A 22,867-nucleotide genomic window follows, 5' to 3' on the forward strand; every position below is an offset into this window, starting at 1 on the left:
ATTCCCGGCGCACTGCGCCGACGTACAAGGAGAAAAGACATGCTCAACAATATCGGCCTTCCCGGTCTTCTGCTGATCGCCGTAGTGGTGCTGGTGCTGTTTGGCCGCGGTAAAATCAGCTCGTTGATGGGCGAAGTGGGCAAAGGCATCACCGCTTTCAAGAAAGGCGTGAAGGACGGTACAGAAGAGATCGAACAGGACGCGTCCGAGCTGGCCAAAGACGTCACGCCCGAGACCGACAAAGACAAGGTCTAAGCGGTCATGTTTGATCTGGGCTGGACTGAGCTTCTGGTCATCGGCATCGTTGCTCTGATCGTTGTGGGGCCAAAGGACTTGCCGGTGCTGTTCCGCAATATCGGCCGTTTTGTCGGTAAGGCCCGTGGCATGGCGCGTGAATTCACCAGCGCCATGAACGAGGCGGCAGATCAGGCCGGTGTGAACGAGATCAAAAAGGGTCTGAACGCGGCCACCAACCCTGTCGGCACCGCCATGGATGGCGTGAAAGAAGCCGCGCAGGAAATGGCCAAAAGCATGGACCCGACCAAGTTCGACCCCGACAGCGAAACCGGCAAGCTGGCCGCAGAACGGGCAGAGCAGGCCAAGAAGATTCAGGCCTCTACCGCCCGTGCCGCCGCTGATCGCAAGGCCAAGGAAGCTGCGGAAGCGCTGGCCAAGGCCGAAGAGGCCGAAGCTGCGCTGAACACTGAAAGCAAGACATGACCAAGACCGACGAGATCGAGGATACCTCGGCCCCATTGATCGAACATCTGGCCGAACTGCGCACGCGGCTGATTCACTGCGTCGTGGCGTTTCTGGTCGGGATGATCATCTGTTTCACCGTCGCCACGCCGCTCTTTAACTTCCTGACAAATCCCCTGTGCCAGGTTCTGGCTGAACGCCGGCAGGATTGTGGACTGATTTTCATTTCGCCACAGGAAGGGTTCTTCGTAGCCATCAAGGTCTCGCTGTTGGGCGGCTTCATTCTGGCCTTCCCATATATCGGAATGCAGATGTGGCGGTTCGTGGCACCGGGGTTGTACCGGTCAGAAAAGAACGCGTTCTTGCCGTTCATGTTGGCGTCGCCTTTCATGTTTCTGTTGGGCGCAAGTTTTGCCTTCTATGTTGTGACGCCTCTGGCTTATGACTTTTTCTTGGGCTTCCAGCAATTCGGTGCCGAAGGAGAGGCAGTTGTTGACGGTGCGACCGCCGCGCCGCTGAGCGTGGTGTTCCAGGGATCGGCGCAGGAATACCTGAATCTGACGATCAAGTTCATTGTGGCCTTTGGCCTGTGCTTCCAACTGCCGGTTCTGCTGACCTTGATGGGTAAGGCAGGACTGGTCAGTGCCGAGGGGCTGGGTGCAGTGCGTAAATACGCGGTGGTCGGCATTCTGGTGTTGGCCGCGCTGGTGACACCGCCGGACGTGATCACTCAGGTGATTCTGTTTGTCGTAGTGTACGGGCTGTATGAGATTTCGATTTTCCTTGTCGCCCGCGTCGAGAGAAAGCGCGAAGAGCAACTGCGTGCTGACGGCTATTATGACGACGAAGAAGAAGCAGACGAAGAGATCGTGCAGGAAGAAGACGGCAAGTAATTCTACTGCACAGTAAAAGCCAGGCGCGCCCGTATGCGGCGCGCCTTTTTCGTGCCCAACCCTTGTTGCACGGGGCGGAACATGGTTTGAAACCCCCAAGACACGACCGGAGGAGCCCATGGACAACCAAGCCCTGAACCGTATCGCCGATGCGCTGGAGCGGATGGCACCAGCCCCTCTGGCAGCGCCCGATTTCGGAGCCGCCCCAGCCTATGTCTGGCATGTGGAGCCAGATCGGTTGGAGCCGGTTACCCAGGTCAACCGTGTCGATCTGGACCTTCTGGTCGGTATCAACCGCTCACGCGACACGCTGTTGGACAACACACGCCGGTTTGCGACCGGCTTTAAGGCCAATAATGCGCTGCTCTGGGGCGCGCGCGGGATGGGCAAGTCCAGCCTCGTCAAGGCGGTTCACGGTACGCTGCAGGTGGACCATCAGGATTTGAAACTGGTCGAGCTGCAACGCGAAGATATGGGGTCGGTCGCGCGATTGTTGAACCACCTGCGCGTGGCACCACACCGGTTCATCCTGTTCTGCGACGACCTGTCGTTCAGTCACGATGACCAACATTACAAATCGCTCAAGGCGGTTCTGGACGGTGGCATCGAAGGGCGGCCCGAGAATGTGGTGTTCTATGCCACCTCGAACCGTCGCCACCTGATGCCGCGTGATATGATCGAGAACGAACGCTCAAGCGCCATCAACCCGTCCGAGGCGGTGGAAGAAAAGGTCTCGCTGTCGGACCGGTTCGGATTGTGGCTGGGATTCCACCCCTGCGATCAGGACGAATATCTGGCGATGATCGACCGCTATTGCAAAGCTTACGGGGTGAAGGTGGATGCAGATACCTTGCGAGCTGAAGCCATCGAATGGCAGGCCACACGCGGTGCGCGCTCGGGCCGTGTGGCGTGGCAGTTCGTTGTTGATCTGGCGGGGCGCAGCGGCGTCCATATAGGATAAAAAAACGGCGCCCGCTAGGGCGCCGTTGAGTATTCCTGAGTTCTTGAACTAGTCACAGTTCAGCCAGTATCCGGGCGGCCTCGTTCGTAGTGCTCGTCAAAACGTCCCGATCCTCACCGGGATGGAACCTTGCGCGTACGGCCGTCGGCATAGGTGCGGGTTCAACAATCGACACGCGAGGACCGGTCCGCGCTGTCTCGGCGGCCCAACTGCGGGCCAGTGCCACCTGCGCCGCCTTGGTCGCTCCGTAGATGCCATAGAACTTCTCGCCCGCCTTGGGGTCGTCAAAAAATACCGCGTGGCCGGTCTCACCCAATAGGGGCGAGATGTAGGGGATCAGGATCGACGTTGCCGTTGCATTGATGTTGACGGCTTTTGTCCATTCCTTGGGGTCAATGAAATGTGCAGGCGTCAGGGCAGAGGTATGGACCGCAGTGTGCATCCACAAATCCACTTTGCCCCAGCGGTCATGAATGCCCCGGCACAGGGTCGCCATGGCGTTCGGGTCCGCGATGTCCATCGGCGCGAGGGTGGCCGCGCCGCCTTTGTCCTTGATGCGGTCGTCCAGCTCTTCCAGCCCGCCAGTGGTGCGGGCAACGGCAACAATGTGGTATTCGGGCGCCAGCGCCTCAGCCAGGGCAGCGCCCAGCCCGCGCGAGGCCCCGGTGATAAGGGCGATTTTAGTCTGATCGGTCATGAAAGCGGTTTGAACCCCTGCGCGCAGGGCGTCAAGGCAGATTAGCTGCCGGGGATGACGATCCGCTTAGTCTGGCCGCTTTGTCGCAGAATTACGCCCTCGGCATCAATGGCGACCACGGTGCCCGAGGAAACGCGGCTGCCCAGTTTGACCTCTTTCACACGGCCCGAAGACAGGCGCATCAACGCGCGCATGTCAGCCTTTGACCCAAAAACCCCAAGAAGGGAGACTGAGTTCTTCTTTAGCGCACCCTTTTGCGTGGCCGCGCTTTTGACAGTGGCATTTGACATGAATCTTCGGTCCGACCGAAGTGGCCCGACCCCTTGTACTGAGTGGTTGGTTGTCTGCGGGCTACCAAACCAATTGAAGGAGTAAAAGGCAGACCAAGGGTTTCGAATTTGACAGAGATTCGGGGCTCTGCGAAACCCTTGTGATTACATTTCCTTCATCGGTGGGTTGTGCGCGAAAACCCACCGACCAGGTCTCGCACCGGCAAAAAAAGGCCCGCATCGCGCTGGCGAAGCGGGCCTGATACAGAATTGATTCGGTGCCGGGTGTTTCCAGACGCGATTATCCGGATGCCAATTTTGCGGCGTTCCAGGACCCGCCGGGCACCTGCATGTCCTGTTTCTTTTTGCTGACCCGGCTGCTGTTTTCCAGACTGTCCAGATAGTCATCGCTGACGCTGCCGGTAATGTAATTGCCGTTAAAGCACGAACAGTCGAACGCCTCGATATCGGGGTTACCTTCCTTGGCGGACCAGATCAGATCGTCGAGATTCTGATAGAACAGGGCATCCGCGCCCAGCTCCTGCCGGATCTCCTCGATCTCTTTTCCATTGGCAATCAGTTCATGCTTGGTAGGCATGTCGATGCCATAGACATTGGGAAATTTCACTGGCGGCGAGGCGCTGGCGATGAAGACCTTCTTGGCACCGGCCTCGCGGCACATCTGGACGATCTTTTTGATCGTGTTGCCGCGCACGATGGAGTCGTCGATCAGCAAAACGTTGTGGCCTTTGAACTCCAGCGGTACCGCGTTCAGCTTGCGACGCACGGATTTCTGCCGCTCTTCCTGACCGGGCATGATAAAGGTCCGGCCCACATAGCGGTTCTTGACAAGGCCTTCCCGGTAAGGAATGCCGGTCGCCTTGGCGACCTCAAGTGCCACCGGACGGGCACTGTCGGGCACGGGGATGATGCGGTCGATTTCAAGACCCGCGGCCTCGATCTGGCGTGCCAGCGTCTGCCCCATGCGCATTTGGGTCTTATAGACCGAAACGCCGTCCAGCAGAGAATCCGGACGGGCGAGGTAGACATATTCGAAGATACAGGGTGTCAGCTGACCTTCGACCGCCTGGAACGTGTGCATGTTTCCGTCCAGATCGATCAGGATCGCTTCACCGGGTTTGACATCACGCAGCTTGTCGAAGCCGTTGATGCCAAAGGCTACGTCTTCCGAGGCAAAGGCGTAGTCATCACCTTCGCCATCCACATCTCGCTTGGCCACCGAAAGCGGGCGTATGCCATAGGGGTCACGGAAGGCAAGCATCCCGACGCCCGCGACCAGACAGATAACCGAGTAGGCGCCCTGAACACGCTCCATGGTCATCTTTACACCGGCAAAGATGTTGCGAATGGGTTCGGCATTGCCGTTGACCTTGATCGCATCGGCCACTTTATCCGCCAAAACGTTCAACAGGATTTCGGAATCTGAAGTCGTGCGCAGGTGGCGGCTGTACTTGGCAGTGACTTTCTCGCGCTGTTCGGCGGTGTTGGTGATATTGCCGTTATGAACCAGATAGATGCCGTAGGGAGCGTTCACGAAAAACGGCTGCGCTTCGGCCGCGCTAAGCGAGCCTGCGGTCGGGTACCGGACATGACCCATGCCGATCTTGCCCAGAAGTGTCTCGGCGTCTTTGGCGTTAAAGACATCCTTGACCAGCCCGTTCGCCTTCTTTTCACGGAAAAATTCGCCGTTATAGGTGACGATACCCGAGGCGTCTTGGCCCCGGTGCTGCAGCATCAGCAGCCCGTCATAGATTTCCGCAAAGACATCATGTGTCCTGCTTGCGATCCCCAAAATCCCACACATGTACGGGCTCCAATTTCTATGACGTTAAGACGTTGATTTGCGTTGAGGGTCGGACCATCTGCACGAATGTATCTTTATGAATTGTTGCTCATCCGACGGATGGCTCATACGCGCGACCGTCGCCAGTGCAAGCGCGAAAGAAAACAGATACAGCAAGATCGGCAGCTCCGATTCCATGTCGTTCGGCTCTCACATAATGCCTAACACAGCCTGTGTCATCAAAGGATCACATTTGCCTTTCGTCGCAGGTGGATTTTGGGAAAGGCTGTGTGAAAAGGTGACATAAACGCAAGCTTGTGCTGTCATGGTGAAGGCAACGGTTTTAACTAGTGGTCGAGTTTCGATTGGAAGAAAGTCATGTGGGAACACAAGCAAGGACAAAAGAAGGCAGAAACCGTGAAGCGCCGGTGCCATCGGTGTCGCGGCATGGGGCGTTCACCCTGCCAGATATGCAATGGTACAGGTGAGGTGATCAAAAGCCGGGATATTCATGGCAAGCCCGTCTTTAGTCGCTGCGAGGGGTGTTTTGGCCTGAAGAATATGAGATGCACTGTCTGTGCAGGTGAGGGCTTTTTGTCTGAGCAACTCTGAAAGGCGAAAAAAAAGCCCGGTCAGAGCCGGGCATTTTTATCATTCGGTGGTGGTGGCTGGCTCCGTCAGCTCTTCCGACGGAGCGGAGCCTTCGGTGCAACTGGCTACCAGATCTTCGTATTGCTGGGTGACCCATCCCAGAGCCTGTTCAGGGTTCTGCTCTTCGATGCGGTCACTGAATTGTTCAAACACCTTGGCTGAGCGGCTTTCGTCAACGATTGTGTAGGACTGTCCGGTCATCACCGTGTCATAGACAAAGAAGGCGATGGCGACCAACAGAATGCCGCGTGCGATGCCAAAGAAGAACCCCAAAGCCTGATCCAGACCACCCAGAGCAGATCGCTGCACGATTGACGAAAACAGCGGGGTAAAGATGCTGACAACGATCAGTGCGATGGCGAAGACGGCGGCAAATCCGGTAATGACCGACAATTCGCAGCTGTCGCGCAGGAAATCGCCGACGACCGGAATTTCCTTTACCAGCGGTACGGCTTGGGGCGCAAAGATAAAGGCCAGAACGGCGGCTGCGACCCAGCCCGCGATCGCCAGAACTTCGCGCAAGAAGCCGCGTGAATAAGCCAGCATGCCCGACACGACGATGATCAGGGCGACAACCCCGTCAACAATTGTAAAACCTTCCATGGCCCTCGCCCGTATATTTTTCTGCCCCTCAAGGCGTTACCTTAACCTGCTCCGAAGGTTTCGCCAACAAACCCCACCAAATCAGAGGGACGGGTGAGTGTCAGACCTGCCACAGTACCGGTTTTGCCGCCCGCCGGAGCGATTGCCGATGTGAAACCAAGTTTTTGCGCTTCTTTCAACCTGTTTTCTGTCTGAGGAGCGGGTCTAAGTGCCCCGGATAACGAGATTTCTCCGAAAACGACGGTGTCGGCGGGCAGCGCGGCGTCTTCGCGGGCGCTGAGCAACGCAGCGGCAACCGCGAGGTCGGCCGCGGGTTCGCCGATTTTCAGCCCTCCGGCGACATTCAGGTAGACATCAAGGCCCGCAAAAGGGATGCCACACCGCGCTTCAAGAACGGCGAGGATCATTGCCAGCCGTCCGCTGTCCCATCCCACGACGGTGCGGCGAGGCTGTGAATGAGGCGACGGGGCCACCAGCGCCTGTAGTTCCACAAGCACGGGCCGGGTGCCTTCAATCCCGGCAAACACCGCTGATCCGGGGCTGGGCGCACCGCGCTCGGACAGGAACAGGGCCGAGGGGTTGGTAACTTGCGCCAGCCCTTTGCCCGTCATCTCGAACACGCCGATCTCATCCGCGGGGCCGAAACGGTTCTTGACCGCGCGCAGGATGCGGAACTGGTGGCCACGCTCTCCTTCGAAGTAGAGCACGGTATCGACCATGTGTTCGACCACGCGGGGGCCAGCGATTTGGCCTTCCTTGGTGACATGACCGACCATGATGATTGATACACCGTGGCGTTTTGCAAATGTGGTCAGCTCATGCGCAGCAGCGCGCACCTGACTGACCGAACCCGGCGCGCTGTCCACATTGTCGGCCCACATGGTTTGGATCGAATCAATGATGGCGAGGCCCGGTTTTTCCGCCTCGAGCGTGGTCAGGATATTGCGCAGATTGGTCTCGGCCGCCAATTGGACGGGGGCGTCTTCCAGTCCAAGGCGGCGCGCGCGCATGCGAACTTGCGCGCTGGCTTCCTCGCCCGAGACATAGATGGTTTTGACACCCGCGCGGGAAAACCTTGCAGCCGCTTGCAGCAGGAGGGTGGATTTGCCGATACCAGGGTCTCCGCCCACCAGCAGCGCCGATGCGGGGACGAGGCCGCCGCCCAGGACCCGGTCAAGTTCTTCGACGCCGCACAGGGTGCGGGGTGGGGGCGTTTCCTCGGTCGACAGGTCGGTGAGCGCGATGGACTGGCCGCGCATGCCGCCCAGGGATTTCTTGGCCGGCCCTGCGGAAAGAGGAACGTCCTGCGAGATCGTGTTCCATTCACCGCAACTGTCGCAACGCCCGGACCAGCGCGAATGCGAGGCGCCACAGGCCGAGCAGGAGAAAGTAGTCTTTGCCATGCGGCCCTTGGTGCCCGAGGACGGGCGGTTCTTCAAGCCCCTGCGGGGCTTTCATCTCCGCCGGTGGGGCGCCGTATCCTCAGGCCCAATGGGCCATCGTCTTCGGCGGGCGCGGATGCGCCTATTCCGCGGCGCGAGGTGGCGACATTGCAATGACGCTTGACCTGCCGGGTTTGCGGTCTTCGGAGGGCGACTGCAATTGCGCTGACAGCTCGGGCAACAGCTCAAACAGTTCATCACGCAGGCGAGCCAGTTGCGATCTGGCAATGGACTCTTCCATCTCGATATCGTGGGTCCATTGGCGCAGTTCGTGCTGGATGGTCTGTGCCTCTTCTATCCGTTTCTGGAACTGTTCAATCTCTTCCTGACGCTGTTGCAGGAACATACGGGCACGAGAGACCTTGGTGTCACCATAAGTCTCGGCCAATTCGTGGCTGATCTGGCTCATCTGTGCGGCCAGTTCCAGAATTTCGGGTTCCAGAGACTGAAGGTCGGGGTGCTGACGCAAAAAAGCCATCCGTTCTTTGACGGCGTCAAACTCGGACGACATCATGAATAGGCCACCGCGGTCAGCGGCGTGCGCCATCTGATAGGCCGCCGAAATATCGTGCATGTTCAGAGCGAACTTTCGATGCGCATTTTCAAGCGCCATCATCCGGGCATTGGCCGGCAGGTAGAAGGCCAGCATCAGAATCAGGGCGGTCAGGCCGATCTGGACGTACATCCCGGCATCTATGATCGCGCCCTCGCCAATTCCGGCCTGAATGGACAGCCAGGGCAAGACACCCAGTGCGGATAAGATTGTCGCTGTGACGGAGAATAGTGCCGCCGCGCATATCAGGAAAAAAGTCAGTCTTAAAAAAACATTCTGAAATTGCAATGTAATGTTGTGGAGGGCGGTCATGATCGACGAACTCCTTCTGGAACCGGTACACACCGGGCCCAAGCGGGAACATCCAAAACACACAGATCGATCCGCTACGGACCCGAAAACTACAAATTTTTGCTGCTCGAAATATAAAGATGATACTCAGATGAGTGTTTTCAATCAATTACATCTGAGGATTTCGTGAACTGCGTGTCATTTCGGTAATGTGACCCAGTGCGATCGAGGCCAGAATGCAGGCTGTGAACAGGTAAAGACCCCATGCGGTTTCGATGGTCGCGTAGGAAATTCCTTTGGCCAGAGTGATGTATAGCGCGATGAGGAAAATGTCGGCCATGGCCAGTTTGCCGAGGATGTTCAGTGCGGGTTGAACGCGTGCGTCCAGCAGGTCCCATTGAATCAGCGCCGTGCCGATGGTTTTGATGTAGGGCGCGAACAGGGCGAAGATGGTGACGATCAGTGCCAGAAACACGTCCGATTTCCACAGCGATTGCAGGCCGGTGATGACGCTGATCTCACTGAGGCCGAAGATCGGCAGCAGACCCGCGCGCATCAACGGGGCGAACCACGCGATGGGGTAGAGGATCAGGAGCGAGAGGGTGGCGAGGCGTAGCATGGCTTCATACTTGGGCAATCACGAAGAACAATCCAATCAGAAAACACGCAAAATCGAGTTTCCATGGTCGGCCCGTCCAGTTGCGCAAAAATTGTTTGCGCAAATACAGCCCCAAAACGAAAAAGGAAAAACCTAGTGCAAAATTGAGCGCTGGGAGCTGCGCATTCTTTGCCCAACTCAAACCAAAGTAAGCCATCGCGATAAGCAACAGTGAAAGTGGAAACGCCAGAATGACATGTTTGGTTTTGATCTCGGAATCCGAAACAACACCGGCACCCCAACCGAATTGTTGTCGGCGAATACGAGTTTGGGCTTGGGCGAATTTCCCTTTTGAGGCGAGAGATATTCCAAAGGCGGGAAAGATGCCTGATGTGGAGAGCACCAAGCCAGATAAATAGGCGAGGCCCATAAGCCTGACGAAGTTCGAAACCTCAAGAAGGCTCGAGCCGTTCATCACCGCACCGCCTCAATCGGCCCCTCCGCACTCCCGCTGATAAACTGCTCGACATAAGGATCGCCCGAAGCGTCCATCTGGCTCACCGGGCCGGTCCACTGGATGACGCCTCCGTGCAGCATGGCCACGTTGTCGGCGATTGCGCGGACGGAACTCATGTCGTGGGTGATGGTCATCGCCGTGGCGCCCATCTCTGTCACGATTTCGCGGATCAGGTCGTTGATGACGCCGGACATGATGGGGTCGAGGCCGGTGGTGGGTTCGTCGAAGAATATGATCTCGGGCTCGGCAGCGATGGCGCGGGCAAGGCCCACGCGTTTTTGCATCCCGCCGGACAGTTCGGAGGGGAACCGGTCCGCCACGTCGGATTTCAGACCCACGCGGCGCAGTTTCTCGATAGCGATCTCTCGCGCGTATTCCGGCGGGCGTTTCAGCGGGCCGCGTAACAGGCGGAAAGAAACGTTCTGCCAGACGGGCAGCGAGTCAAACAGCGCCGCCCCCTGAAACAGCATTCCGAACCGGGCCAGAAACGCATCTCGGTCACCTTTGGTCGCGTCTTTACCGTCGACATAGATCATGCCGCTGTCGGGTTTGATCAGGCCAAGGATGCACTTGAGCGCCACCGACTTACCGGTGCCCGAGCCGCCAATGATCACCATCGAGGTGCCCTTGGGGATCTCAAGATTCATGCCCTGCAAAACCTGATTATCGTCAAAGGCTTTATGTACGTTCTCCAACCTGATCATATCGAGAAGAAAACCCCTGTCAGAATGAAGTTGGCGGCCAGAATCATGATGGCGGCGGATTCGACCGAGGACTTGGTGGCCCGGCCCACGCCCTGCGCGCCGCGGCCTGAACTCATGCCGTAGTAGCAGCCCATCAGGGCCGCGATCAGGCCGAATGCAGCGCCTTTGACAAGCGACGAGACGATGTCGCGTGTTTCAAGAAAGTTCACGGTGTTTTGCAGATATGTCGAGGCGTTGAAGCCAAGGTTCTCGGTTGCCACAACGTAGCCGCCTGCGATGCCGATGACGTCTCCGATGCCGACCAGAGCGGGCACGGTGATCAATGCTGCCAGCACGCGCGGAGCGGTCAGATATTTCATCGGATGGGTCGACAACGTGACCAACGCGTCAATCTGCTCGGTCACTTTCATGGTGGCAATCTCTGCCGCGATGGACGAGGTCACGCGGGCGGCGATCATCAGGCCGACCAGAACCGGGCCAAGCTCTCGCACCATGCCAATGGCAACGATCTGCGGCACCACGGCCTCGGCATTGAATCGCGCGCCGCCTGCATAGATTTGCAGGGCCAGCGCGCCGCCGGTGAATATTGCCGTCAGGCCAACGACCGGCAGGGACAACCAGCCGATATTCATCAGTGCCACGGCAAATTCACGCGGGTAATAGGGCGGTCGGAAGATGTGCGAACTCGCGTCCAGTGAGAAGATAGCGACTTTGCCAAAGGTGGCCAGCAGGGTCATTACAGCCCGGCCCAGCCCGCCTAGCGGAGATAGAGGATTCATTCCACGTAGCCCCGGGAATAACGCGCGCCAAGCGATGTCAGGATTTCATAACCGATTGTGCCCGCAGCCTCGGCCAGGTCATCGACCGTCTGATGGCCATTTAGAATGCGCAGGCGTTCAGGGTCGTTGGGCAGATCGGTGACGTCAACGGTGATCAGGTCCATCGAAATGCGTCCAACCACCGGGCATGGCTGGTCACCCGCAAAAACGTCGATACCGCCGCCAATGGCGCGGTGCAGGCCGTCTGCGTAACCGGCGGCAACGGTCGCAATTCGCGACGGCCGGCGCGCGGTCCAGATGTTGCCGTAGCCGACGGTCTCTCCGACTGCGACTTCGCGCACCTGTATGACAGGCAGATCCACAGTCACCACGGTTTTTGCCTCGGCAAACGGCATACCGCCATAGAGCCCGACGCCGGGACGGCAGAGGTCAAAGTGGTACTCGGGGCTCAGTAACAACCCGCCTGTGGCCGCCAGAGAGCGGGGTGCCGAGACGCCATCGGTTATCTCGCGAAAGGTTTTCAGCTGTCGCGCATTCATCGGGTGGTCGGGCTCGTCTGCACAGGCCATGTGCGACATGATCAATTGGGGGTTCAGTGCTTCGACCTTTGGGCGCAATTCGGCCCAGTCGGCAGGCTCAAGCCCCAGCCGATTCATGCCGCTGTCCAATTGAATCCCGAACGGATGGTCCGGCATTGCCTGCTGGTGCCGCCTGAACTGCTCAGGCGAATTGATCAGAGGAATCAGATCGTCAGCAAAGAGTAGCCCGTTATCCGCTTCCATAAACCCCGAGAACACAAAGATCTTTGGCCCGGGACCCACGGCCTGGCGAACGGCGGCGCCTTCTTCGGCTGCGGCGACAAAAAACTTGCGGACACCTTCTTCGGCCAGTGTTGCAGCCACCGGCCCGGCGCCCAACCCGTAGGCGTCTGCTTTGACGACTGCCCCGGTTTCCACATTCGTTTTTGCGTCCAATGCCTGCCAATTACTGGCAAGGGCCTGAAGATTGATAGTTAAGCGTGCGGTACTCATGAAGATGTTCATGACATTGGATTGCAGCAGGTCAAGGGGGAATGCAGCAATTCTTGCGCAGATCGCGCGAATGTTGTGCGGCTTCCGGCTGCTGTAACAGGGGTATCGGCGGATTTCCTGATGCCGGAGAATGTTGCGGGTGTCATCGCATTGTGTCTGTCATGTAATCAACAGATGTTAACCAAGTCAGATCGTTTACTCTGTTCGGTTTGGAAAAACGTGGGAATTGAATTCATGCTGCAATTATCCTTCGGACACAAAGGGTGGGAAACCGCAATCCTGGATGTGTTCAGAGATGCCTTTACCGCGTCTGAAGGGGCGGACGAAGGGCTGGTCATTCGCGCTTTGGTTAAGGACCTGATGGCGACGACCCCAGAGGATGATCTGTTTGCCTACGTCGCATTCGAAAGTGACACGGTCCAGGGCTGCATTTTCTTTTCCCGCCTCAATTACGATGAGGACCCGCGCCGGGTATTTTTGCTGTCACCTGTCGCGGTCCGGTCAGATCGGCAAAAGGCAGGGATTGGGCAAAAGCTGATTACCTTTGGATTAAAGGATCTGCGTCAACGCCGCATTGATTTCGCGGTGACCTACGGCGATCCGGCCTATTACTGCAAGGTCGGGTTCCAACCAATTTCCGAAGAGATTGCACAGCCTCCGCTGCCTTTGAGCCAGCCACACGGATGGTTGGGACAATCACTGAGCGGATCTGAAGTAACGCCCATCGCAGGCCCGTCCCGCTGCGTCAGCGCGTTCAACAGGCCCGAACTCTGGTAGGCATCAATAACCTTCGATCTGTCCGTCCTGTTGCCAGGGTTTGACCAGATTGCCGAAACGGGTGAATTGCGCCTCAAAGGACAGTTCGACCGTGCCGATGGGGCCGTGGCGCTGCTTGCCGACGATCACCTCGGCCTTGGCATGGAGGCGCTCCATGGCTTGTTTCCACTCTTCCATCTTTTCCAGCTCGTGGTCACCGGGCTTTTCGCGTTCCTTGTAGTATTCCTCGCGGAACACGAACATCACCACATCGGCGTCCTGTTCAATCGAGCCCGATTCCCGCAGGTCAGATAGCTGCGGGCGTTTGTCGTCGCGGCTTTCGACTTGACGGCTGAGCTGGGACAGGGCAATCACCGGGATGTTGAGTTCCTTGGCGATGGCCTTCATGCCCATCGAGATCTCGGCAATCTCGTTGACGCGGTTGTCCGCCATGCCGCGACAAAGCTGCAGGTAGTCGATCACCAGCAGATCCAGACCGTGCGTCCGTTTCAACCGCCGCGCGCGGGCGGCAAGCTGTGAAATCGGAAGGGCTGGGGTGTCGTCGATGAACAGGGGACAGGCTTCCAGCTCTTTGGCGGCGTCCACAAAGCGGCGGAACTCGGCCTCGGTCATGTCACCCTGACGGATCTTGTGCGAGGAAATCTCGGATGCTTCGGCCAGAACCCGGCCCGCCAACTGCTCGGCGCTCATCTCCAACGAGAAGAAGCCAACCACGCCGCCGTCAATTGCGCCTTCGCTGCCATCGGGCTTTGTGCCGCGCTTGTAGGCTTTGGCCACGTTGAAGGCCACGTTGGTCGCCAATGAGGTTTTCCCCATCGACGGGCGCCCCGCAAGAATGATCAGGTCGGACGGGTGCAGACCACCCAATTGTTTGTCCAGGTCGGCCAGACCGGTGGAAATCCCTGCCATGCCACCACCGCGCTGGTACGCTTCGTTGGTGACGTTGACGGCTTCTGTGACCGCCTTGAGGAAGGATTGGAAACCCTGCTCGGTCTGGCCCTGCTCGGAAAGCTGGTAAAGTTGTTGCTCGGCCTCGACGATTTGTTCTTTGGGCTCGCTCGATACATCGACCCGCGCCGCCTTGTCCGAGATGTCCCGGCCCAGCCGGATCAACTCGCGCCGGATGGCAAGGTCATAGATCATCTGGGCATAGTCATGCACGGCGAAGGCACTGATCGAGGCCCCGGCCAGCTTCACCAGATAGGCGGGGCCGCCCAGCTCCTTCAGGCCTTCGTCTTCGGCCATGAAGGATTTCAGTGTCACGGGGGAGGCCAGCGCATTCTTGGCGATGCGATTGGCCGCCACCTCGTAAATCCGGGCGTGGACCGGATCATAGAAATGTTCGGATCCGATGATCGAAGCGACCCGGTCGTACAGATCGTTATTGGTCAGGATCGCGCCCAGAAGCTGCTGCTCGGCTTCGATTGAGTGCGGCATTGTTTCGGCATTCTGAATCTGTGCCGCTGCCTGCTCGATACTGCTTATCTCGTTCATTACCGCTCTCACCATCCCTTGGGGCACAGTCCATAGCCGAGCCCCATGAGTCGAGGCAAATTGTATGTTTCTGGGGATAGACTGTGCATATCTCCGGGCCCCATCATGTTGAAGCATGAGGGGGCGGTCCGTCAACATATTGTGTAGTTTTCGTCTGCCCGTTGAGCGCCGTTACCCAGCGCGCGACAGTTGTCGTAACGTCAGCTTTTATGGGTTTCCTGCCAACCGCGCGGGTCGTTCAGGAAGGCCTCGACGCCGTCAAGTGTCTCTTGGTCAAAGGCTTTCTGTGCCTTGGCCTCGGCAAGAACATCCCACCAGGTGCAGAGGCTATGCAGTTGCACTCCATGGTCACCCAGGGTTTTCTCGGTTTCGGGGAAGATACCGTAGTAAAAAATCACGGCTGTATGCCCACAGGTCGCGCCGGTTTCGCGGATTGCATCGACAAATGACAGTTTCGAACCACCATCGGTGGTCAGGTCCTCGACCAGCAATACGCGCTCGCCTTCGCTCATCGCGCCTTCAATACGGGCGTTGCGGCCATAGCCCTTTGGCTTCTTGCGTACGTAGGTCATTGGCAGGGCCATGCGTTCGGCCACCATCGCCGCAAAGGGAATACCCGCAGTTTCACCGCCGGCAATGTTATCGAAGGCCTCAAATCCCGCATTTCGCATCACGGTGACGGTCAGGAAATCCATCAGGGTCGAGCGGATACGCGGGTATGAGATCAGCTTGCGGCAATCGATATAGGTCGGGCTGGGCAGGCCAGAGGCCAGCGTGAACGGCTCGCGCGCGTTGAAGTGGACGGCCTTGATCTCCAGCAGCATCCGCGCGGTCAGGCGGGCGATTTCGGTGCTATCGGGAAATGAACTGGGGATCATGGCGGAACCTCGGGCAAAATGACGTTGCGGGCAGATAGCCTGTCCGTTGGCCCAGAGTCGAGAGGGTTGCGCGCAAAAGAAAAGCGGACCTCACGAAGAGGCCCGCCGATGCCCTTGCGGGCAAAGTGGCAGCTAAGGTGGGCTCAGCTGCTCATGTCATAGGCACGTTCGCCGTGTACCGACAAATCAAGCCCGTTTGTTTCAGTTTCAGCGTCTACGCGAAGCGGAGTGATCAGCGCAACCACCTTGATCAACACAATTGTGACAACTGCCGTAAAGGCACCCACAATGACCAGACCTCCCAGCTGCGCCGTCCAGGCGCCAAGACCAAAGACGGCGATCATGATGGTACCGAAGATACCGCCGACACCATGCACGGCGAAAACGTCCAGCGTGTCGTCGATGTTCAGCATGTTGCGCACGACGTTTACCGCTTCCTGGCACAGCACACCTGCCACAGCCCCGATGATCAGTGCCTGAACCGGATCGACATAGCCCGATGCCGGTGTGATCGAGGCCAGACCGGCAATCGTACCGGTAACCAGACCCACCATCGAGGCCTTGCCATATTTGATGCGCTCATACAGTGCCCAGGTCAGCGACGCGGTTGCGGCCGAGATATGCGTGACGGTCATCGCCATCGCGGCACCACCGTCAGCGGCCAGTTGCGAGCCTCCGTTAAAGCCGAACCAGCCCACCCACAGCATCGCAGCGCCGACCATCACATAGCCGGGATTGTGCGGCGGGGTTGTACGGTTGCGGCGCGGGCCGAGCACAACGGCGATGATCAGCGCGGCCAAACCCGCGGTTTCATGCACCACGATACCGCCAGCAAAGTCACGAACACCGATCTCACCCAGAATGCCGCCATCGGTCAGGATGCCTCCACCCCAGATCCAATGGACCACGGGTGCATAGCACAGCAGCATCCACAGGGCCGAGAAGATCAGGACAAAGCCATACCCAACACGTTCGACATACGCGCCGATGATCAGGGCGGGGGTGATGATGGCGAACGTCATCTGAAAGGCAAAGAACAAAACCTCCGGCAGGTTGCCAGACAGGCTGTCAGCATCGACGCCATTCAGGAAGGCCTTGCCCAGACCGCCCCACAGGCCCGAGCCGCCGTCGCCGAAGGCGATTGAATAGCCTGCGACCAGCCACAGGATGCTCATCAAACAGGCAATGCTGAAACAGTGCATGAATACGCTCAGCACGTTGCGGGCGCGCACGAGGCCGCCGTAGAACAGGGCCAGGCCCGGCAATGTCATGAACAGGACCAGTGCGGTTGCAACTATGATCCAGGCGGTATCGGCTCCATTCATTAGCCGGTCTCCTCTCAGCGTCTTCAACTTGCTTGGCGGGTTGAAGCGGAGGACGGGCGGGGAAAAAAGAGGCAACCCCGAATTTTGGCGCCTGTTTTAAGGGCCTTTTGCCAACAGGTGATTAAATGGGCGTCCAAGAACGCGGATCGCCTTATTTTTGGGCAAGAGAAGAAAGGCCCTGTGAGAGCAGTTCCAGTGCGTGATCCCGGGCCGCACGACGAACGTTGTCCCGACCGAACGCGCCGAAATCGACGGATTCGGAGGATGTGGGCTGCCCGTCGATGGCCAGTCCAAAACAGACACGGCCCTCTGGTTTGAACTCGGACCCGCCAGGGCCCGCGATTCCGGTGACGGACACCGCAAGCTGTGCTTGGGAATTCCTTAGCGCACCTTCAGCCATTTCGCGGGCGACCTGTTCCGAAACCGCGCCATGTGCAGCTAGCGTTTCTGCGCGAACGCCAAGCATTTGCTGCTTGGCCAGGTTGGTGTAGGTGACGAACCCGCGCTCAACCACGGCGGAGCTACCGGGAATGTCTGTCAGCGCTGCGGCGACCATGCCGCCGGTACAGCTTTCGGCGGTGGCGATCATGGCGCCTTGAGTTTTGGCGCGGTCGAGAAGGTCGGCAACGGTCACAGGCCCAGAACTCCGTGCGAAATGCCTGCAAGGATCAATACGCCGATCCCGGCAAACACGCCAGCGATCACATCGTCCAGCATCACGCCCATTGCATCATTGCGCCGGTCCGCCCAGCCGACAGGGCCGGGTTTGGTGATGTCGAACAGACGGAACAGGATGAAGCCTGCTACCCAGCCGGGCCAGAGTGCGGTGATTTCGATCCCATGCGCCCATGACGGGTATGAGATGGCCCACAATGCGATGAACTGTCCGGCGACTTCGTCGATGACGATTTCGGACGGGTCGTGATTGTCTTTGCCTGCGGTCATCACTCGTGTTGCCCAGAGACCCCCCACGAACACCGCGACAGTTGCAATCACTAGCAATGGAAAGCCACCCAGCGAATGCAGGACCCAGACCAGCGGCAGGGCGGCCAGCGATCCCCATGTGCCGGGGGCAGGGCGAATATAACCGACCCCGCCAACAGTTCCGATCAATCGGGCGGCGTTCATGATTTCACCAGACAGGCTGTTGCGAGCGAGGCGATGCCCTCGCTGCGCCCGGTAAAGCCCAGACGTTCGGAAGTCGTTGCCTTGACCGAGACCTGATCGGCGCTTAGCCCCATGATCCGTGCCATCTCATCCCGCATTGCGGGCGCGTGTGGGCCGATTTTGGGATATTCGCAGACCAAAGTGCAGTCGATATTCGAGATGCGAAATCCCATCCGCCCGGCCAGTTCGACCGCGTGGCGCAGGAATATCTCGCTGGCTGCGCCTTTCCATTGCGGATCTGAGGGTGGGAAATGCTGACCAATATCGCCCTGCGCCAACGCGCCATAGATCGCATCGGTGACCGCATGCATGCCCACATCCGCGTCCGAGTGGCCCTGCAGGCTGCGGTCATGCGGTACCTTCACGCCACACAGGACCACATTATCCCCGTCGCCAAAGCGATGCACGTCATATCCGTTGCCCAGCCTTACATTCATATCCGTTCCCAATATGCGTTCCGCCCGGGCAAAATCCTCGGGTCGTGTGATTTTGATGTTATCTGCGTCGCCCGGCACGATGGACACGTCCAGCCCAGCTGCGCGTGCAACTTCGACGTCGTCCACTGCCTCGCCGGGATGCGTAGCATGTGCCGCAACGATCGCGTCGTAGTGAAAACCCTGCGGTGTCTGGGCCGCGAACAGCCCGTTGCGATCCTGCGTTCCGGTCACAACGGCGCCGTCTCCGGTCCAGAGCGCATCGGTGACGGCTAGGCCGGGTGCGGCTGCGGGGCTGGAGTTTAGCGCGGACAGAACCTGCTGAATGGTGTGCGGGTCGACGCAGGGTCGGGCGACGTCATGAATGAGAACGTGTTGAACCGAATGACCTTTGAGCGCCTCCAGACCGTTGCGCACGGACCCGGCCCGGTCGCTGCCGCCCTTGGCAAGTATCAGACCGTCGCTGCCAAATTCCTCCCAAGCGACTGTGTCTTCGCCGGACAATACCAGCACGATATGGTCGACCAGTCCCCGAAAGCGGTCGATTGTCCAATCCGCGACACGACGACCGGCCAGCGGGCGCCATTGTTTGGGTGTGCCCCCTCCGGCGCGCTGCCCGCGTCCTGCGGCGACGATGATGGCGGCGGTAGTCATAGGGGGCGATTTCTCCGGTGGTTTGAGTTCATTGTTTAGGGGTCGGTGAAAGCAGAGGCAATCACCTGTGTAATGTTGCCTAAAAAATAGGCATGTGATGATTTTGCGGGCTTGAAAGCCGTCGATTTGTTGTTCATATGCGCTGGATTCAGTATCTATGCCGCAATTGCCCTAGGATTAAGCACGTTGACCCTGCAACTCGCTGACAAAGAGCTGAACCCGCCCGTTATGTTGGCTCCGATGGCCGGAATCACGGACCGTCCCTTCCGCGACTTGGTAATGCGTTTTGGCGCGGGCATGGTGGTCAGCGAAATGGTTGCAAGTCAGGAGATGGTGCAGGCCAAGCCCGGTGTACGCGAACGGGCCGAGCTGTCGGCGGATATCGAAAACACCGCCGTACAACTGGCGGGCCGCGAGGCGTACTGGATGGCCGAGGCTGCACGCCAGGTTGCTGACCACGGGGCACGGGTGATTGACATCAACATGGGCTGCCCGGCGAAGAAAGTAACAAACGGGTATTCCGGGTCTGCCTTGCTGAAAACCCCTGACCACGCGCTTACCCTGATCGAGGCCGTGGTGGATGCGGTGGACGTTCCGGTAACGCTGAAAACCCGGCTTGGGTGGGACGACAACCTGCTGAACGCGCCCGACGTGGCGCGTCGTGCACAGGACGCGGGTATCTGTATGGTCACGATCCATGGGCGCACCCGATGTCAGTTCTACAAAGGTCGCGCGGATTGGAGCGCGATCCGGGCTGTGAAGGAGGCGGTCTCGATTCCCGTCATCGCCAACGGAGATATCGTGGACTCGATGGCCGCACGCGAGGCCATGAACCAATCTGGCGCGGATGGTGTCATGGTTGGGCGCGGGGCGCAGGGTAAACCGTGGCTGCTGGCGCAGATTTGCCACGATCTTTTCGGCGCTGAAGCGCCCGAGATTCCCACCGCGAGGGATCTGATCGAGATGGTTCGCGCCCACTATCAGGCGATGCTGGAGTTCTATGGCTCTGATCTGGGCCTGCGTGTCGCGCGCAAACATCTGGGCTGGTACATGGACGAGGCCGGAACTCCCGCCGCCTTGCGCCGGGCCGTTCTGACGTCACGCGATACTGATGAAGTACTGCACCTTATGGGCGATGCTCTGAGCATCGACGCTGAGGAGGCTGCATGACAACGGATCAGAGCATCTGGACTTCGCTTCCGGTTCCGGCCTTCATCATCGACGAGGATGACCAGATCGCGGATTTGAATTCCGCCGGAGAAGGTTTCCTGAACGCTTCCCGCAAAGCAGTGGTTGGGCACCCGGTCTGGGACCAGATTGCCGTTGACGCTCCGCTGGAAGAGGCGTTCCTGAGGGCACGTCAGCAAGGTACCCCGCTGTTCGTCAACGACGTGGATGCCGGTTCGGGCAATCGTGCACCGCTGCAATGTGCATTGCAAATCGCGCCATTGGTTGGACATCCCGGGTCGATGATCATGATCATCTCACCCCGTGAACTTGCGGGGCGGATGACGCGGGGCAACACGGTGAAATCGGCAGCGCAATCGGCCATCGGTATGGCCGAGATGCTGGCGCATGAAATCAAGAACCCGCTGGCCGGGATCACTGGCGCGGCCCAATTGCTTAGCATGAATATTTCGCAGCAAGACCTTGAATTGACAGACCTTATCGTGACCGAAAGCCGCCGTATCGTTAAGCTTCTGGAACAGGTCGAGCAGTTCGGGAACCTATCCCAACCTGACTTCAAGCCGATCAACATACACGATGTGTTGGACCGTGCGCGGCGGTCGGCATTGTTGGGTTTTGGCGCACATATGACGATCATCGAGGATTACGACCCATCATTGCCGATGGCCTTTGGCGACCCGGACCAGTTCCTTCAAGTGGTGTTGAATTTGCTCAGGAACGCCTCGGAAGCTGCTGACCCCAAAGGCGGAACGATCCGTCTGCGGACCTATTTCGAGCATTCCTTCCGCCTGCGGCGCAGTGACGGTTCGGGCCATTCCCTGCCGCTGCAGATCGAAATCATCGACGATGGACCGGGCCTGCCGGATAAGATTCGCAGCGATATTTTCGACGCGTTTGTGTCGGGCAGGGAAAATGGCACCGGGCTTGGGCTGGCGCTGGTGAGCAAGATTATCTCGGACCACGACGGCTGGATTTCGGCGGATTCGGTGCCGGGGCGCACGGTGTTCCGAATCTCGCTGCGGCGGGCACCACGTGACGAAGCATAAGGCGCAAGGCCGAGACGAACAAACTAAGGAGAGCACCCGATGGATGGCACAGTACTGGTCGCAGATGACGACCGCACGATCCGCACCGTTCTGACGCAGGCCCTGACGCGGGCGGGGTGCAAGGTGCACGCCACATCTTCGCTAACGACACTGATGCGATGGGTTGGCGAAGGTAAGGGTGACGTGGTGATCTCGGACGTGGTCATGCCGGACGGGAACGGATTGGAGATGCTGCCCAAGATTGCGCAGGACCGGCCGGGGTTGCCGGTCATCGTGATTTCGGCCCAGAACACGATCATGACGGCGATTCAAGCGGCCGAAGCGGATGCCTATGACTATCTGCCCAAACCCTTTGACCTACCTGATCTGATGAAGCGAACCGCGCGGGCGCTGGAGCAGAAACAGCGGGCGCAGGTAGAATTGGTCGCGTCGTCAGAAGATCGCCCCGAAGAGCTGCCCCTGGTCGGTCGCACGCCGGTGATGCAAGCTTTGTATCGCCTTGTGGCGCGGGTGATGAACACCGATCTGTCCGTTATGATTTCAGGTGAAAGTGGGACGGGCAAGTCTTTGATAGCACGAGCTATTCATGATTTTTCGGATCGTCGCACATTACCGTTTGTCACCGCGACAGCCGCTGATCTGCGCGACCTTGAAGGCCCCGCACGTATCATGGCGCGGGTGCGCGGCGGGACGTTGTTGATCGACGAGATCGCCGATATCGAGGACGAAGTTCAGGCTCGGATCGTGCGCATGATGGATAACCCCGGTGACCACGTTCCGCGTTTCATGGCCACAAGCCAGTCGGACCTGACCGAAGCGATGGAAAGCGACCGTGTGCGTCAGGACCTCTATTACCGTCTTTGCGGCGCAACTGTACACGTACCAGCCCTGCGTGAGCGAGTGGACGATATCACCTTGTTGGCCGACCATTTTCTGGCGCGGGAAGAGCGTGAGCACGGCGCCAAACGCTGGCTCAGCCCGGACGCGGTGGAACTGGTCCGGCGCTATTCCTGGCCCGGCAATGTGCGGCAGCTGGAAAACGCCATTCGCCGCCTGAGCCTGACCAGCCGCGCCGACGAGATTTCCAGGGCCGAGGTTGAAATGGTCCTTGGCAGCCAACCCGAGGCAGAACCGATTCTTGGAGATGGCGAACGCGAGAAATTGTCGGCCTCGGTGGCCCGCCATTTACGCCGTTATTTCGACCTGCACGGCAATATGCTGCCGCCACCAGGCCTGTATCAGCGCATCCTGCGCGAGGTTGAGGCACCTCTGATCGAACTGGCGCTGGACGCAACTGGCGGAAATCAGGCGAAATGTGCGGACTTGCTCGGGATCAATCGAAATACGCTGCGGAAAAAAATCACTGATCTCGATATTCAGGTGACACGGCGCCGCAAACTGATGTAATATCG

Annotated in this window: 25 protein-coding genes; 8 read left to right on the forward strand and 17 right to left on the reverse strand. The window is 58.7% G+C overall.

Translation table 11 applies throughout. The annotated features are described in order from the left end of the window. The first annotated feature begins 39 nt into the window (after positions 1-39). From GOX66_RS03545 to GOX66_RS03560, 4 genes are all read left to right on the forward strand, one after another. Positions 40-255, forward strand: coding sequence for a twin-arginine translocase TatA/TatE family subunit (locus tag GOX66_RS03545; RefSeq protein ID WP_170759659.1), 216 nt, complete (start codon positions 40-42; stop codon positions 253-255). Positions 256-261: 6 nt separating this feature from the next. After that, entirely contained in the window at positions 262-720 is a 459-nt protein-coding gene (gene tatB / locus GOX66_RS03550; RefSeq protein ID WP_170759661.1) for a Sec-independent protein translocase protein TatB, read from the forward strand. Beyond that, positions 717-1,592: a twin-arginine translocase subunit TatC gene (tatC, locus tag GOX66_RS03555; protein ID WP_170759663.1), complete on the forward strand. Its 876-nt coding sequence runs from the start codon at positions 717-719 to the stop codon at positions 1,590-1,592. The genes tatB and tatC overlap by 4 nt, the downstream gene beginning before the upstream one ends. A gap of 118 nt (positions 1,593-1,710) precedes the next feature. Then, entirely contained in the window at positions 1,711-2,553 is an 843-nt protein-coding gene (locus GOX66_RS03560) for an ATP-binding protein (RefSeq protein ID WP_170759665.1), read from the forward strand. 52 nt (positions 2,554-2,605) lie between these two features. Here GOX66_RS03560 and GOX66_RS03565 read toward each other — a convergent pair whose 3' ends face one another. From GOX66_RS03565 to alr, 11 genes are all read right to left on the reverse strand, one after another. Then, positions 2,606-3,250 (reverse strand): SDR family NAD(P)-dependent oxidoreductase, encoded by a 645-nt coding sequence (locus tag GOX66_RS03565; RefSeq protein WP_170759666.1) that lies wholly within the window; start codon positions 3,248-3,250, stop codon positions 2,606-2,608. A gap of 41 nt (positions 3,251-3,291) precedes the next feature. Then, positions 3,292-3,540 carry a hypothetical protein gene (locus tag GOX66_RS03570; RefSeq protein ID WP_170759668.1) on the reverse strand — a complete coding sequence of 83 codons (249 nt, stop codon included), beginning with the start codon at positions 3,538-3,540 and terminating at the stop codon, positions 3,292-3,294. 280 nt (positions 3,541-3,820) lie between these two features. Beyond that, complete coding sequence (gene purF / locus GOX66_RS03575; RefSeq protein ID WP_170759670.1) at positions 3,821-5,344, reverse strand: amidophosphoribosyltransferase; 1,524 nt, start codon at positions 5,342-5,344, stop codon at positions 3,821-3,823. A gap of 630 nt (positions 5,345-5,974) precedes the next feature. After that, positions 5,975-6,577, reverse strand: coding sequence for a CvpA family protein (locus GOX66_RS03580; RefSeq protein WP_170759672.1), 603 nt, complete (start codon positions 6,575-6,577; stop codon positions 5,975-5,977). 41 nt (positions 6,578-6,618) lie between these two features. Then, positions 6,619-7,980: a DNA repair protein RadA gene (gene radA, locus GOX66_RS03585; protein ID WP_170759674.1), complete on the reverse strand. Its 1,362-nt coding sequence runs from the start codon at positions 7,978-7,980 to the stop codon at positions 6,619-6,621. Positions 7,981-8,101: 121 nt separating this feature from the next. After that, positions 8,102-8,884, reverse strand: a complete 783-nt coding sequence (locus GOX66_RS03590) for a DNA repair protein (protein WP_170759676.1) — start codon at positions 8,882-8,884, stop codon at positions 8,102-8,104. A gap of 148 nt (positions 8,885-9,032) precedes the next feature. Next, positions 9,033-9,482 (reverse strand): paraquat-inducible protein A, encoded by a 450-nt coding sequence (locus GOX66_RS03595; RefSeq protein ID WP_170760099.1) that lies wholly within the window; start codon positions 9,480-9,482, stop codon positions 9,033-9,035. Between the two features lie 4 nt (positions 9,483-9,486). Beyond that, on the reverse strand, positions 9,487-9,936 hold the full coding sequence (locus tag GOX66_RS03600) for a hypothetical protein (RefSeq protein WP_170759678.1): 450 nt from the start codon (positions 9,934-9,936) through the stop codon (positions 9,487-9,489). Next, positions 9,936-10,682, reverse strand: a complete 747-nt coding sequence (locus GOX66_RS03605) for an ABC transporter ATP-binding protein (protein WP_170759679.1) — start codon at positions 10,680-10,682, stop codon at positions 9,936-9,938. The genes GOX66_RS03600 and GOX66_RS03605 overlap by 1 nt, the downstream gene beginning before the upstream one ends. After that, positions 10,679-11,461: an MlaE family ABC transporter permease gene (locus GOX66_RS03610; RefSeq protein WP_170759681.1), complete on the reverse strand. Its 783-nt coding sequence runs from the start codon at positions 11,459-11,461 to the stop codon at positions 10,679-10,681. The genes GOX66_RS03605 and GOX66_RS03610 overlap by 4 nt, the downstream gene beginning before the upstream one ends. Next, positions 11,458-12,492, reverse strand: a complete 1,035-nt coding sequence (gene alr / locus GOX66_RS03615; RefSeq protein WP_170759683.1) for an alanine racemase — start codon at positions 12,490-12,492, stop codon at positions 11,458-11,460. The genes GOX66_RS03610 and alr overlap by 4 nt, the downstream gene beginning before the upstream one ends. A 234-nt stretch (positions 12,493-12,726) precedes the next feature. Between alr and GOX66_RS03620 the strand changes: the two genes are divergently transcribed. Further along, entirely contained in the window at positions 12,727-13,269 is a 543-nt protein-coding gene (locus GOX66_RS03620) for a GNAT family N-acetyltransferase (RefSeq protein WP_170759685.1), read from the forward strand. 3 nt (positions 13,270-13,272) lie between these two features. Here the strand turns inward: GOX66_RS03620 and GOX66_RS03625 are convergent, their stop codons facing one another. The 6 genes from GOX66_RS03625 to GOX66_RS03650 all read right to left on the reverse strand — a co-directional run bounded on the left by GOX66_RS03625 (position 13,273) and on the right by GOX66_RS03650 (position 19,221). Continuing rightward, a complete protein-coding gene (locus GOX66_RS03625) occupies positions 13,273-14,763 on the reverse strand; it encodes a replicative DNA helicase (RefSeq protein WP_170325139.1) in 1,491 nt (496 codons plus the stop codon). A gap of 200 nt (positions 14,764-14,963) precedes the next feature. Continuing rightward, the gene (locus GOX66_RS03630) at positions 14,964-15,641 is read right to left on the reverse strand and encodes an orotate phosphoribosyltransferase (RefSeq protein WP_170759687.1); all 678 of its coding nucleotides are present in this window, start codon (positions 15,639-15,641) and stop codon (positions 14,964-14,966) included. Positions 15,642-15,784: 143 nt separating this feature from the next. After that, a complete protein-coding gene (locus GOX66_RS03635) occupies positions 15,785-16,966 on the reverse strand; it encodes an ammonium transporter (protein ID WP_170759689.1) in 1,182 nt (393 codons plus the stop codon). Positions 16,967-17,117: 151 nt separating this feature from the next. Further along, positions 17,118-17,600 carry a nicotinamide-nucleotide amidohydrolase family protein gene (locus GOX66_RS03640; protein WP_170759691.1) on the reverse strand — a complete coding sequence of 161 codons (483 nt, stop codon included), beginning with the start codon at positions 17,598-17,600 and terminating at the stop codon, positions 17,118-17,120. Beyond that, the gene (locus GOX66_RS03645; RefSeq protein WP_170759693.1) at positions 17,597-18,094 is read right to left on the reverse strand and encodes a phosphatidylglycerophosphatase A family protein; all 498 of its coding nucleotides are present in this window, start codon (positions 18,092-18,094) and stop codon (positions 17,597-17,599) included. Before GOX66_RS03645 ends, GOX66_RS03640 begins: the two co-directional genes overlap by 4 nt. After that, positions 18,091-19,221, reverse strand: coding sequence for a bifunctional 2-C-methyl-D-erythritol 4-phosphate cytidylyltransferase/2-C-methyl-D-erythritol 2,4-cyclodiphosphate synthase (locus tag GOX66_RS03650; RefSeq protein WP_170759695.1), 1,131 nt, complete (start codon positions 19,219-19,221; stop codon positions 18,091-18,093). The genes GOX66_RS03645 and GOX66_RS03650 overlap by 4 nt, the downstream gene beginning before the upstream one ends. 186 nt (positions 19,222-19,407) lie before the next feature. On the opposite strand from GOX66_RS03650, the gene dusB reads away from it, so the two are divergent. The 3 genes from dusB to GOX66_RS03665 are packed head-to-tail and all read left to right on the forward strand — an operon-like array spanning position 19,408 to position 22,862. After that, complete coding sequence (gene dusB, locus GOX66_RS03655; RefSeq protein ID WP_272871489.1) at positions 19,408-20,391, forward strand: tRNA dihydrouridine synthase DusB; 984 nt, start codon at positions 19,408-19,410, stop codon at positions 20,389-20,391. Beyond that, positions 20,388-21,455: a two-component system sensor histidine kinase NtrB gene (locus GOX66_RS03660; RefSeq protein WP_170759699.1), complete on the forward strand. Its 1,068-nt coding sequence runs from the start codon at positions 20,388-20,390 to the stop codon at positions 21,453-21,455. The genes dusB and GOX66_RS03660 overlap by 4 nt, the downstream gene beginning before the upstream one ends. A gap of 39 nt (positions 21,456-21,494) precedes the next feature. Beyond that, positions 21,495-22,862 (forward strand): response regulator, encoded by a 1,368-nt coding sequence (locus GOX66_RS03665; protein ID WP_170759701.1) that lies wholly within the window; start codon positions 21,495-21,497, stop codon positions 22,860-22,862. The last annotated feature ends 5 nt before the right edge of the window (positions 22,863-22,867 follow it).

This window comes from Ruegeria lacuscaerulensis (assembly GCF_013031245.1).
Taxonomy (GTDB): Bacteria; Pseudomonadota; Alphaproteobacteria; order Rhodobacterales; family Rhodobacteraceae; genus Ruegeria; species Ruegeria lacuscaerulensis_C.